Origin of the sequence: Lactococcus ileimucosae, from assembly GCF_943193185.1 — a bacterium.
Classification (GTDB): Bacteria; Bacillota; Bacilli; order Lactobacillales; family Streptococcaceae; genus Lactococcus; species Lactococcus ileimucosae.
Map to the genome: position 1 here is coordinate 1 of NZ_CALPDE010000013.1, position 13176 is coordinate 13176.

At 36.7% G+C, this 13176-nt stretch carries 16 protein-coding genes; 15 read left to right on the plus strand and 1 reads right to left on the minus strand.

The window, feature by feature from the left end; translation table 11 throughout:
- The first annotated feature begins 94 nt into the window (after positions 1-94).
- The 14 genes from NFR51_RS06715 (at position 95) to NFR51_RS10850 (ending at position 10264) form a co-directional block, all read left to right on the plus strand.
- Positions 95-355, plus strand: coding sequence for a hypothetical protein (locus NFR51_RS06715; protein ID WP_251712957.1), 261 nt, complete (start codon positions 95-97; stop codon positions 353-355).
- Positions 356-357: 2 nt separating this feature from the next.
- Entirely contained in the window at positions 358-1005 is a 648-nt protein-coding gene (locus tag NFR51_RS06720) for a hypothetical protein (protein WP_251712958.1), read from the plus strand.
- Positions 1006-1065: 60 nt separating this feature from the next.
- A complete protein-coding gene (locus NFR51_RS06725; protein WP_251712959.1) occupies positions 1066-1740 on the plus strand; it encodes a DUF443 family protein in 675 nt (224 codons plus the stop codon).
- Positions 1741-1800: 60 nt separating this feature from the next.
- Complete coding sequence (locus tag NFR51_RS06730) at positions 1801-2154, plus strand: DUF4176 domain-containing protein (RefSeq protein WP_251712960.1); 354 nt, start codon at positions 1801-1803, stop codon at positions 2152-2154.
- Between the two features lie 104 nt (positions 2155-2258).
- The gene (locus NFR51_RS06735) at positions 2259-2444 is read left to right on the plus strand and encodes a hypothetical protein (RefSeq protein ID WP_251712961.1); all 186 of its coding nucleotides are present in this window, start codon (positions 2259-2261) and stop codon (positions 2442-2444) included.
- A 225-nt stretch (positions 2445-2669) separates the two neighbouring features.
- Positions 2670-3011: a hypothetical protein gene (locus NFR51_RS06740; RefSeq protein ID WP_251712962.1), complete on the plus strand. Its 342-nt coding sequence runs from the start codon at positions 2670-2672 to the stop codon at positions 3009-3011.
- The gene (locus NFR51_RS06745; protein WP_251712963.1) at positions 3002-3604 is read left to right on the plus strand and encodes a hypothetical protein; all 603 of its coding nucleotides are present in this window, start codon (positions 3002-3004) and stop codon (positions 3602-3604) included. Before NFR51_RS06740 ends, NFR51_RS06745 begins: the two co-directional genes overlap by 10 nt.
- 183 nt (positions 3605-3787) lie before the next feature.
- Positions 3788-4192, plus strand: a complete 405-nt coding sequence (locus NFR51_RS06750; protein WP_251712964.1) for a hypothetical protein — start codon at positions 3788-3790, stop codon at positions 4190-4192.
- 75 nt (positions 4193-4267) lie between these two features.
- On the plus strand, positions 4268-5248 hold the full coding sequence (locus tag NFR51_RS06755; RefSeq protein WP_251712965.1) for a TNT domain-containing protein: 981 nt from the start codon (positions 4268-4270) through the stop codon (positions 5246-5248).
- Positions 5245-5574, plus strand: coding sequence for an Imm59 family immunity protein (locus NFR51_RS06760; protein WP_251712966.1), 330 nt, complete (start codon positions 5245-5247; stop codon positions 5572-5574). The genes NFR51_RS06755 and NFR51_RS06760 overlap by 4 nt, the downstream gene beginning before the upstream one ends.
- A gap of 514 nt (positions 5575-6088) precedes the next feature.
- Positions 6089-6304, plus strand: coding sequence for a hypothetical protein (locus NFR51_RS06765; protein ID WP_251712967.1), 216 nt, complete (start codon positions 6089-6091; stop codon positions 6302-6304).
- Positions 6301-6612: a hypothetical protein gene (locus tag NFR51_RS06770; RefSeq protein ID WP_251712968.1), complete on the plus strand. Its 312-nt coding sequence runs from the start codon at positions 6301-6303 to the stop codon at positions 6610-6612. Before NFR51_RS06765 ends, NFR51_RS06770 begins: the two co-directional genes overlap by 4 nt.
- A gap of 140 nt (positions 6613-6752) precedes the next feature.
- Positions 6753-9719 carry a type VII secretion protein EsaA gene (gene esaA, locus NFR51_RS06775; protein ID WP_251712969.1) on the plus strand — a complete coding sequence of 989 codons (2967 nt, stop codon included), beginning with the start codon at positions 6753-6755 and terminating at the stop codon, positions 9717-9719.
- A gap of 236 nt (positions 9720-9955) precedes the next feature.
- Positions 9956-10264: a transposase gene (locus NFR51_RS10850; protein ID WP_369127878.1), complete on the plus strand. Its 309-nt coding sequence runs from the start codon at positions 9956-9958 to the stop codon at positions 10262-10264.
- Positions 10265-10332: 68 nt separating this feature from the next.
- Here the strand turns inward: NFR51_RS10850 and NFR51_RS06780 are convergent, their stop codons facing one another.
- Entirely contained in the window at positions 10333-11211 is an 879-nt protein-coding gene (locus NFR51_RS06780) for an Rgg family transcriptional regulator (protein WP_251712970.1), read from the minus strand.
- A 1782-nt stretch (positions 11212-12993) separates the two neighbouring features.
- Between NFR51_RS06780 and NFR51_RS06785 the strand changes: the two genes are divergently transcribed.
- Entirely contained in the window at positions 12994-13098 is a 105-nt protein-coding gene (locus tag NFR51_RS06785) for a type I toxin-antitoxin system Fst family toxin (protein ID WP_251712971.1), read from the plus strand.
- The last annotated feature ends 78 nt before the right edge of the window (positions 13099-13176 follow it).

Genomic DNA, 13176 nt, shown 5'->3' on the forward strand with positions numbered 1-13176 from the left:
AAAGTCCTTTCTTTTTTGTGTCTTCTTAGACAGATTATAACACACTAATTTGTGTCTACTTTTATAGTATAGCTCCAGCCTTACAGCAGGAGGAATGGTAGCGATTGAAGTAGGATTAACAACTGCAGCTTTTTCAGGTATTGGGGGTGGTAGTACAATGTTTTTAACATCTTTCTTAGCTGCACATCCGATAGGTTGGGGTATCCTAGGAGGAGCTACCGTTGGAACTGCTGTTTCATTTGCATATGATCAAAATTGGTTCAATATTCAAGATGGTGTAGCTCAACTTGGAGAAGGATTTGAAGAACAACTTAAAAATCTTAAATCTATTTTTAGTGGGAAAGGCGGACAATAGTTATGCTTGAGATGATAACCTCCAACATTGGGAGATATAAACTATACGAAGATACTGATACTAAACAAAATTATTTGATTGATAGCAAATTTTCAAATGTATTTGGCATACTAGCTTTACCTATAGAGTGTGCTACTTTTTTAGCTGTTAGTATTAGTGAGGAAGAAAAAGAGAGGTTTACAAGTACTAGAACAGTAAAGGGACACGATAATAAAAATTATTTGTGGGTAGCTATTATCATTCAGCCTTTAGTTGCAATGATGTATAAGTTCATTGATTTTATCTTTAGTGGGGTTGCTAATAATAATGCTTTCAAAGTAATTAGTGTTCTTACTATCATAGCTCTAGTTTTAGGAAGCTATGAGAAAATATTGGGAAGAGAGGAACGTGATATGCTACAAAAGCTTGGAAGAACCCCTGTCGCTAAAACAATGGTTGTAATGCAAGAAAAAAAGACATCAATTTTAAATATAGAGAATTTGATTACCTTTTCAATTTTGTTTGGATTACTTATCTTATTTTTTAGAACAAATGATGGAGGAGCCTTTGCTATTTTGATGATATTTTCTGTACTTCTATTAGGTGTTTTACTCATAAAGAGGTATGCGACACCATCTGGTAGCGGATTAATTGAAAAGAAAGCCCTATAGCGAGTGATTTGAAGCAGGGTTAGATAATTTAAAATCAACATTTAGTGGTCAAGGTGGACAATGATGAAATTAAAAAAGACCGAAAGTCTTAGATATAGAATATGCGACATTGAAGAAAAACATTATTTAATTGATCTGGATACCGAACGCTACAGTTGGTTGTTGCCATTTCATATTTGGAATAGAACATATAGAGCAGCTGAAATAACAGACGAGCAAATTAAGAGCCTTAGTAAAAATTGGAGTAAAAAATCGAATGACAGATCACTGAAGTTTGGTTTTCCGTTTGTATCAGTAACAGGTGCGGTAGTAGGAGGGAGTTTTTACCGATTGATTGGTGGTGCTGAGGTTTTTGACTCAATTTTCTGGCTTGGTAAAGGACACACAGAGCTGCTATTGACAATATTATTACTAATCATGATTTCAATGTTCTTGATTCGATATATTTTATCAATGAAATCTAAAAAGAGTTTAGATGGAAAATATTTCTTTACCAAGAAAGTAATATTTAAAGTAAATGAATCATCTAAACAAGTATTATTTTCAAGATTTTCACTAATGCTCATTGCAATATTTATAGGTATTATAATCATGTATCTAAATGCGGTTGTTATTGTTATAACCTTGCCCATATTGACTTACATTATATACTTTTATTTGTTTGCTACAACGATTGTTGATACAACTCCGATAGGGCAACATGTTGAGGTATTTGTTGAAGAAATAATAAATTAGATACTTCTTGTAAATCACTATTAACTCATAATATAAATTTAAAGTAAAGGAAAAAATAAAATGAACAAAGAAATATTACCAATCGGCACAATTATTTATCTCAAAGAAGGTAGTCAAAAGCTTATGATATTAAATCGAGGAGCAATAACTGAGCAGAATAATAAAACAGTTACCTTTGATTACTCAGCAGCAATGTACCCAGTTGGTCTTAATCCAGAACAGATGTTTTATTTCAATCAAGAAAACATCGATCAAGTAGTTCACATGGGATATTCAGATAGTGAAGAAGAACGCTTCCAAGAGCTTTATCAAGAATGGTTAGAAAAAAATCCCAATCTTGTCAAAGGGAATGTTAATCAAGAAGAACAAATACCTAATGCTGAGGAAGAGACTTCTCAAACATTTGGTTTCTGAGGGATTAGAGTTTTTAATAATTAAGCGGAGCAAATTTACGCTTATTATCAGAGGGCAAAACGACTTTACCTTGTGCTAGTTAGCGGAAATATGGTAAGAAAATAATGGCAAAATATGAGATATTAGCAGATACTCAGAACAAGATAAGCTTATGGCAAAAGTTCAATGCTCGTACCCAAAACTTATTCCAAATCGGTGGAATTTTGGCCCAAGGTACGTTGACACAAGAAGCTTTCACGAAACATGGTAAAAGTGGTGCTAAAGCCTTTGATGCTCTGATGGGAGACTGAAGGACTTCAAAGGTATTGGAAAATATACCAAACCACTAGGAGAAGTTGTAGAGTGGTTTGGTAATCCAGGCAAGAAATTTGTTAATGCATATGGTGCTAAAGCAGTAGAAAAATTAGCGCCAAAACTGGGTAAGCAAGGTACGAAGTTAGCAGGTAAAGTCGTTTCTAAAGCTGGATGGGTCGGCGTAGTTGTTGGAGTAGGTATTGATGGTACTTTTGCTTATAATGATAAATCGAATAAAGAGACTTATCACAATGTTGGAAAATCTAGGGATCAAAACAGGTATTGGAACAGGTGGCAAATCAGATACTGGCTCATTAACACTGAATAAGACTATCGATAAATTGACAGGAAAGGCTGTCAGTCAAGTAGATAAAAAAGTTATTAAATCAAGTAAAGTAACGGATGCTTTTGCTCGGACGATAATGAGCAAAGATATCAAGAACCGAATAATGGCTAATTACGAAGAAATGGAAGCAAATGGTTACAAAATGAGTTTTGTGGATCGTGCTCAAAACGTTTGGAAGAGCTCCATTCGAGAAAGTAGCGGGGTAGTATGGAAATGAGTGAGACCACATACAAAATAGCCGACCTTCCTTTAATCCTTTTAATACTAGCTGCAATAGCAACTATTATAGTTTCAATCATTCAAGCAAAATACAGGGATAAATATTCCAGAATTCCATTTCTTGTTTTAGGCGTCCTTGGAGCGCCACTGCCCTTCGCCATTGCGGCTTTTTCAGGTGCTGTTCGTATCGCTTACGGGACATATTTGGGCGAAAAATCTTCTGCATTCGGCCTGTTTATTTTTTCACTATTCCCTATGATTTATGGCTTGGTTTTAGGCATCGTCATAACGTTTATTGTAGCCAAAAGCATATCAAAGCAATATACAACAGTATCGAAACAAAACATTGAAACTGTCTTTGTTGAGACAGGCCTAATGGGAGTCGGCATGGTTTTTGTATTGTTAGGCAGCATTGGCTTTATCGCGTTTGGGATGACAGGGTATCAATATTTTCTTTTTGGCACACCAAAAGGTCCATGGCATCTCCTGGGCTTTTCACCCATTGTACTAGGATTTATAATGATTGCAAAGTGGTATAAAATAGTTGGCAAACTTACTCTTCAATTGACTAGAGTTAAAATAAGAGAATAATTCAGAGATGTAGCGTATTAATCAGCAGTATTTAGATGATAGAATAGCTGCAGGTAGTTCATTCGAATTTACGTCTAATCCCTCAAATTTTAAAAGGGGGTCATATGGGTATATGGAAGTAGTGCATTTAATGAGCAAAGGTTTTCAATTAGTTGAAGATAATGGTGTATGGAGGATGATAAGATGACAGGGAATATGTGTAAAAGGATTGAAGAATCAATTGGTTATCAGAATATGATAGAAGGAATGAATGAAGTGTTTGGTGACAGTTACAAAATTGAAAAACTTATTTCCTCTGATGATGAAACAAGTTTTGATTTTAGTACTGTTACTAATATTGGAAGTATGAGTGGAATTGACATTGGGGTAGAGGGTAGTGGAGACAGTCACCAGTTTCAAACAGGTTTTGGAACAATAAGTGCAGGAATTCCGATAGAAGATGCTTTCTTTATACTTCCTTCTGGCAAAAAAGGGGCATCTTTATCAGAAATAATTCAAGACAAGGACATTAAATTTGGAGCCTCTGCTGATAAATTGGAACAGATTATAGAATATCTTGAGAAACTAAGAAAATATTTAAACAGGTAAGAACAGGCAGTATTAAGTTTATCATCATATTTCAATAAAGGTTTTTTCAACGGTGTACTCAAGGGAGCCGGAGCCATGGTTTCAGGTGCTTTTCAAACCAGAATTTACGACATTGGCAAAAGTGTCCACACCCTAGCGACCAACTCTCAAGCTCAATCCGCTTTTATGAGTGGCCTAGGGAACTGGTGGCAACAAATCAAAAGCGGCAACGCCGAAGTTTGGGGCGAGACAGTTTTCAATGTAGCTAGCATGTTTACGCCGACAGGTATTGCTAAGCTCAATAAAATCAATGCCAGTAAGAGTTTGTTTTCAAAAGCTGGTAAGGTGAGTCACTTTGCCAAAGGCAAGGCGACAGGCTTGGCAGGCAAAGCTGATGATTGGGCAAATGCTGGTCGCATGCCTGCATTTGCGGGTAATGGCAAGTCCATCTTCAAGGTTGAGGATAAGTTGCCTGATTTGAATGTGCAGCAGAAGCAGTTTAATAAGGTGACGGGTTCGGGTTCGAAATTTATTCCAGAAAAGGTAAGGCTTAAAAATGGAGAAATAGCTTATAAATCAGTAAATGGTGAATATGTACGTTCTCTTGAGTATCTTAAACCTGACGGGACCATAAAATGGCCAGAAGCCAATGGTTTCGTCGTAGATGCTAATGGAAAAGCGATTACATTTGATGCTAACTTGAAAGCAGGTCAGATTATTGATAGATATGGTGATCCAGGAGGACGATTTACAAGTCCTGTCACTGATGGAAATATATTCAAATATGATGAAAGAGGCTTACCGTATCCTGAAACTTCTCAAACATATCATAGGTATAAATTTATCAAAGATATTAATAAGCAAACTGTCCAAGAAGCATATAATAGTTTATCAGATTTTGATAGAAAATTATTTGATTTGGCCATGAAGGAGCATGATTTCAATTTAGAAAAAATTGCTACTCTACAAATGGGGAGTATCGCTGAAGTATTTGGGGCAGGTGGGGGAACACAAATTCAATTAGGAACTTCGATTAGTTGGTACGAAAAACTAGGTTTGCTGGAGGAAATACAATGAAGTCTGAAAATTTAGAAGATAAAAAATTAGGATTAGAAAAAGATATTCAAAGATTAGGATTTACATCTTTACGCTATTCTTTGCTGAATAAGTCCAAAGATGATAAAAATGAATGGCAACGCAGAATTGATTTTGAAGATGGGAAGTATTATGTGTATGCTTTAGCAGATAGAGAGAGCTTATTAGGTAACAAAAAAGAGTTTGAAAATTTTGATGAAGCAAAGAGAGAATTTCTATCTCGATTAAAAGGAGCAGTTGATCTGAACCGAATGTATGTTGAAGCTGGAATGTCTCCAGAATACTCTTCCCCACTTTGGGATAAATGACTTTCCTGAATTTTGTACAAACAGCTGAAAGTTTGAGCTCTCGTCTAGGTTGTCAAAAGAATTTTGTAGCAGTTCTAAGACAGAATTATGCCTAAAGAACGGTGTTCCTTACGTTTTACGTGCTCTTCCTAATAGACAGACAAAATAAATTCTTATTAAAAATCAGTAAATTATCTGAGGATACAATGGAGATTTCTAAGAAGGAAAGAAAGTATTTACTGAGATGCAAAAAAAATATTTTAAGTGCAAATATGAAATTTTCAGATTGTATCAACTCGCTAAACTTATCATTGAGCGCGCTAGATAAATTAACTCCAAAAGTACAAAAATTGAGTGAAGAGTTAATTGAAGTTTACGGTCGACCGGACTACAGAGAATTGTCAAATATTGGAAAAAAAGTATCTTATAAATTGATAGCTTTTCGATGAGTCTAGATAAAAAAATATATCATCTCGTTATCAATAAAACATCATACTGAGTCACAACTCATATGTTCTTGAAGAAAGAGTGGAAAATGAAAAATATCATACAAGAGGAAGACAGCTTAAGCGTTAAAGGAGATGCAAAGGGCTCTGTACTGACGGCCTTTGCCATAATCTGTTTGATTAGTCTGCCCTATATGTACATCGTTGGAGGAACTATGGTATTAAGTTTAACCATTGTTTTAGCAGTAATATTGTTGCTTTTAAGTGGTCTCAAGATGATTAAAGACAGAAAAAACTTTACTTGAAACTGGATAAGAAAACACTCATTGTTTATCCTTATGGAAGTGAAAAACAAAGCTATATAGTCCCTGTAGAACGCATCCTCTATCTCACCACAAAGGACTTTCGCAAGAGTACGAACAATTCAATCTTTACTCTTGTCTTGACCGCTGAAAATAAACCAGAAGTTCAATGGATTAACGAAGATTGGGTACAAACTCTGAATAAACATGAAATCAAGTTGGATTATCTCCCTGTAAAAAAGAAGGATTTTCCTCAGTTTGTTGAAATTCTAGAAAAAACTTACGCACTCTCTTATAGGAAAAATGGATAAAAATTTCCCTGACAATTTCAAAAAAATTTGAACACACTGGAAGGCGAAGATGAAAGGAAAAAACGAGTGGCTGGCAGCTATGGAACGGATACCTCTTCCCTATTCCTATATCAACGATGCAGCCCTTAGGAAGTTAAAAAATGGTTCATAAAAAAATAAATTCAGTATTTAAGCGCATAGAAATCATGAGTTTGGTCCTGTTTTCAGTTGCGCTCTTGCTCTTGACTGGACTTTTCGTTTTCATGACGGTCACAAGAGAGGAGAAGCAGGAAAACCTAGACAAACCCACTATTGCTTTGGTTAATGAAGACGAGTCAGGCAGTTTTAACAAGAGGGCTTATACTTTTGGCAAGGACTTTGTCAACCGGGTGTCACGCGATACAGCCTACAACTGGCAGGTGGTGTCACGCTCGGTAGCTGACCGAGCTTATAGTGAACATTCGGTAGATGCAGTAATCTATATCCCACAGTCCTTTTCAAAGAATATACTGACCTTGCAAGCCATGACACCAACGAAGGCGCGGATGGATTATAAGGTACAGACCGATCATTCTGCCCTCAATAGACAGACCTTGCAAAATAAAGTTTCTGAGGTTTTAGGGGATTTCAATCGCTCCATTGTCAAGATGTACTATGCCTCAGTAGCCGGAAATATTGCTGAGGCTCAGAATAATATGAATGGTGTGGTGGATCATCAAACACAAATCTTGGGCGCCTTGTCTGGAACAATACTGCCTGATTTCACGCAAACTCACCAAGGTTATGACTCGGTTTTGAGCTTTTCTAACATGCTCCAAGGTCAGAACTCCTCATGGATAAGTAGTCAAAATGCCTTTACAGAGTCAACGAAAGCCGGTCTAAAAGCGACATCTGAGGCCTTAAGCAGGCAAGAAAAACCTCTGGCTGATTATTTTGAAAGCCAAAAAGAGATTCTGTATACCAATATCTACAATGGCAATCAAGCTTTGACTCATCAAGGTGCGCAGGATAAGAAGTTTTATGATGATAACTTTGACAGTTATATCTATCAATTATCTAAGGGAGACGCCGCCACTTGGCGGGGATTCGCCGGTCTATCTTCTGTGGATGGTAATGGGGATTTGGATCAGTTTAACCACCGTGAATCAGAGTACAAAGACTTGGCAGACAAGTATAATAGGGCCATCGCAGTGACCAAGGCCGACTTTGAAACACAACTTCAAAACATGGGCGCTTCAAGAACCGAACTATTAACACTTGAAAGTAAGTTACTCCAAGAATACTTTGCCCTCCACCAAGACATCAGTCTTGAAAATTTTGATTTGCCTCATAATAGCTTTAAGAAATCAGACAGCAAATTAGCCTTGGCGAAGAAAATTGGTGAAACTTTTGACCATAATGACATTTTGAAAGATGGACCAATAAAGGATTATCAAGATAAAATTCTCTCGCTCTTGCGGCACCTTCCTCATAACCAAGAAGCAGTCACGTCTCTTTTTGACCACTTGGAGAAAAATACTGATTTTGATCGACAGGGTTACGACAATAAGCTCAAGCTTATCGCAGAATATAGCCAAGCCCTTAATCATGATGAAAATCAAGAAAATAACATTGGAGATACTCCTGATTTAGACCTTATATTTCCCGAAGAAGTGACCCAACAAACCGTGAAGAAAACACTTCGTGTCAAAGTTCCTGCGGATGCCGTTTACACAGTAAAGGCAGAGTTAAATGGCCAACCACTTGTTCCAAACGAGGACTTCCCTACTTTTAGTCCAAAACCGCTTTATACCAGTTTTAAGGCTGAGCAAGCTCCTGGGCATAAAGGGAGCTATCATATTTACAACAAGCAGGACTATAAGGGAGAAGAACCACAGATTACAGCTCCTGAAGTTGATACGAATCCTCCAATGATACCTCAACCCCGTGCCTCTGTTACATTGCCTGCGGATATTACTAAACCTGCTATTCCCGCTCTCGATACTGTTGTCAGCTTTGAATACAGCATTGACTTAGGAAAATCTGAAGAAGCACACTTTGATTTTATTGTGACAAATGATGAGGAAGAAAACAAAGTTGTTTTTGAGCAGTCAGAGCATCTGGTATTAATGCCTCGTGATGTGACACAGGAGTACATCGGTTCAAAAGGATTTGGACCTATATCCAACTACCTCAGTAAGCTGGATACGATAAGTCAGCTTTTGCTTTTCCTTTATGGGCGACCGGATGAACAGCTTGAAGAGTATGCCAAAAATCCACCGGCAAATTTTTTTGAAGAAGACACGTCAGTTTATAAGTCTTATGGCGCAATCCATCCCGCACTTATCCTCGATTATCTGGATGAAAGTGGAGAGGAAGTAGGTAATTATCATGATTTGGGTAGAAATAATATCACAAGTATTATCACTCAAATCAAAGCCATATCAGCTGTCATGTACAACATTCAAAAAGACCATGAACGCTTGAATCAGGTTAATGTACCCGTAGATTATTTCAGTCAAAGCAAGGAGGAATTAAATAATTGGTACAGTCAAGCCATGATGCTTATTGATGGTTCAACGGACATCTGGCAATCCAAGCAATCAGACCTTGTTCAGCTCAAAGCCGAAAAATGGGCAGGTCAAGCGCAAGGAAAGGCAGAACTTTATGGCGATGAAGCGGCCAATGCAAACCTGTATGCATCAATTTCTCGTCTGATTAAAAGTTCGAGTGAGACAGCGGATAAAACTTTTGAAAGTGCGCAGACTATTAAGGATAACAAGCAAGACTTTGAGGAGCTGATGGCGCAAGTAGACAAGACCAAACACGATGCGGAGAAGACCATGGCTGATACAGATCAGACCATTAAAGTTGGATCCAGTGCGCTTGCCTCAAGCCAAGCTTATAAGGAGCAGTTTGGGACTGTGTTCAAGAACACACGTACCGAAGGCAATGATAAAGAAGGGATATTTGACTTCTTTGCACAACCTATCCAAGCTGAGGATACTACACCACAAGTCTCTGCCATGACTGTAAGTTACTTTGACTGGCGCTGGGTCATAGTTTTTGGAGGAGGTTTGATATCTGGCTTGATAAGTATGCTTGTTTTCAATCTGAGACGTAGAAAAAAAGGGGATAATAGAGTTTAGGAGTAAGCTGAGGGTTATGAGTAGACCGACTGCTGTTGAGAGTATGTGGCACATCTAGACTCCTGACAAAAAACTCTGATCTAAGCAAGTACTCATCAATTTTATTTACAGATATTGTGAGATGATTTTAGAAAATTGATTACATCAGAAACAGCACAAAACGTGAAAGTTATCAAGCTAGATAAGTATATTGAAAAGAGTTTTCTTTTTTCGCGGTTAATGGCGGACAGAAGAACATTGATTATCTTTTGGCTTATAGTCAGCAGCCTCAAGAGGCTTATGAGGCCTATCAAAGCGCTTTGGACACCATTCAAACAAGTTTGTTTCTGGCTTTTTTCAAGTCATTAAAAGCATGCCTGAAAGTTTGTCTGAGGACTTCAAAAAGAGCTGTCGCTATCTGCTTAAACATAAGCAGACTATTTCACGAGTTCTTGTTTCCCTCTATATCCAACAGCTCACTTGAAGCTAGGAACAATCTTTGTAAACTCATTAAGCGCATTGCCTTTGGCTTTGGGCTTTTTGACCACCTCAGAAAATGCAACTAAAAAAGCTAGAGCTGGTATTTTTGTTTGAAGGGTATCTTATTCAATAGCATATCGAAACATTCAATTATTTAATCAAGAGAATTTTTTAAAGCTTTAATCTCCACCATAAGAATTTTAGCGGTATCGAATGCTTCACTGAATTCAAAAATTTGCTGGCATTGTTGCATTTTTTCTAAAGCAGCAGTTTTATCACCAAATGCAAACTCAAAATGAGCTTTTTGATAGATAAATCGAATTTTTTCGTGCAGATCGTACTCAGAGATGCCACTATTTTCCAAATGGGTAATTAGGCCAAGTGCAAGATTTTCTTGCTTTTGGCTGATAAACAAATCAAGTATGTTTAAGCTGGCTTTGTAGGTCATTTTACACACCGATGGGTTATTTAATCCTCTTTGCTTAGGGGCTATCATTTTATAAGTGAGTTGAGAAAGGGTACCTAAATCTAATGCTTTCCCACTATGTCCAAGGAGACGTATTTCAAACTCTCCCCATTCCCTAGTATTTGAAAGATGATTTTTTATAAATTGAATATCATTTTTTGAAACATTATAATCTTCATCAATTAAACTGAGTAACGCTTCAACGCTAATTTTTTCAAGCAAAAGATTTTTTTTATTGGGAATATCCTCGCTGATTTTTTTATTATATTGGTCAATTAAATTTTTAAGTTGAACAGGATTTTGTGACAGAAAGGCCTGTTGTTTCGTAGAAAGATAATCCTTGTTTTCACGTACTGTAAGGTGATACACATATTGAAATTCAGATAAGGAGACAAAAATATTATCAAGCAAGGCTAGAAAAATATCTGTTGTCACCATGCTTTTGTTAAGCTCGAAGTTAGAAAGTTGAGTGATAGAAAGTGTATTAGAGGCTGCCTCTTTTTGAGTGAAGCCTTTTGCAATTCTGAAATCATGATAAATTTTTCCAAGAGGTGAATTTTTAGGCATTGGCTCTCCTTTGTTTCAACTATATTTGAAGTGAGATAATTTCTTAATTATTGCACGGAAGCCACATATAGCAGAATTTCATAAGACTTTACTGTAAAAAAATAAATGCAAATATATTTTAGAAAATAGCTAAGGTTCAAGAAATCGCATACGTAGAATGAATTGTATAATATCACTATAGCAAAATAAAAAAATTCAGATAATAGAGGAGGTAATTATGATGATTATATACATTTTGCGTTAGTGGTCTGCATTTTCTGTTTGATTGATGTTATCAAATCAGTGAAATTTAGCGAAAGGCAGTGTTCCAATGTATAACCCCCCCTGAATTGCTAGTTAAAAATTAGCCATGACTTGATATCCGATTGAACCGCACATTTCAAAGACAAAGAGTAGGCTAAAATCAACTGGCAATGTGGGTAAGTTTAAGTTCTTTAAATCTATGTTAGTATAAAACTATAGAAAATAAAATTTAATGATTTGGTGAAAGTCATTCTCTGATTTAGCAAATCATTATTGCTCGAAAGGGCTAGAAATAGAGAATGAGTATGAATAAAACTTTAAAAAAAGTAACTATTAGTTCCGTTGTGTCTCTCGCACCATTTTCAGCAGCTTCAGCGATTTATGCCATGGGCAATTTTCGTCTTTTCTATTAATCAGGCTTATGAATAAAAACGTACAAACTTATATTTATAGTTGTCTAATCTTTCTTGGGACTAGCTTCCTGATATTCATCTCAAAGCCTGTCAATTTCAAAGATTTTGGTAGTCTTTTAGGTCTCCTTGCAGTGATTCAGGTAAGTTTTATTTTGAGTAGTATCGGTATATTCCTTTTTCAAAACATAGCATTTATGAAAAAAGAAGAAGAGATTAACTTTTACAAAAAGAAGCTACCTAAACTTCAAATGATCTCCTATTTGATTGCTTTGATATTTTTCGCTATCGCTTCACCCGTGAATTTAACAGTAGTAGTGTCTACTGTATTATTAATACTGGTTAATTGTGCACTTTTGTCTTATCTTACTAGTGTTCGCATGATGAAGCTTATGGATATAAAGAGACAGCTGTACCACTATTTTTCTAGTAGTATTCTGGCAATATCTTTTGTTTTACTTACGATTATCTTTAATCCACTGACGGTAACATTTTTTGTAGTAATGCTCTTGAGTCAGACGATTTGGAATTGCAAGATGATTATATCTCATAACTCTAAGAGGATTAAACGAAAATAGTCGAATAGAACGTTGAGAACAGAAAATAATAAAAAGAATAAAAAATTTCTATAGAAGCTGGAGGTGAACAACAGGCTTTCTCGCTTTTCTTAGCGGATGTTGTAAGTTTATCAGGTGATGATCGTGCTTTTCCTGATGTTGCAAGTCGTGCACCTTCAAACAATCACTTCTGGTGGCTCCGTACTCCTGGAGGCCCCGGAACAGGTTGGAATTCACGTCATGGTGAACATGGACACGTTGCAGGAGATTTGTTTGGTACTGGAATGGCAAATTCTTTCTCCGCTTATAGAGGTATCCGCCCCGCCCTCATCATCCACCAGTAAAACTCTGATGAAAAGCAAGATAAAAACTCAGTATAGATAATTTTAAAAACAAGAAAACACAGATTTTTATAATAAGCTGTGTTTTCATTTTATAAGTTGTATTCATCCGCCATTGGGTAAACTTGGGGGAAATGCGGGTGTTTCTACCTAACCTTATCTTCCACGGTCATTGATTATGCGATAATAATTGAGGCGCACCTAACCAATGCAGAAATGCCTAAGGGGGAAATGCTTCTGCAAATCTTTGGAACAATAGCCGCACCTATAGTGGTGGGTGTAGTCTTTGAGCTGTTCAAGGACTGGTTGAAAGACCGGTCGAACAAGCGCCACTAATTTCACGCTTCAAGACGTCAGACTTACTCAATCTGACGGTTTTTTCATATAAAAAATGAGCCACAGCTCCCTGTGCCC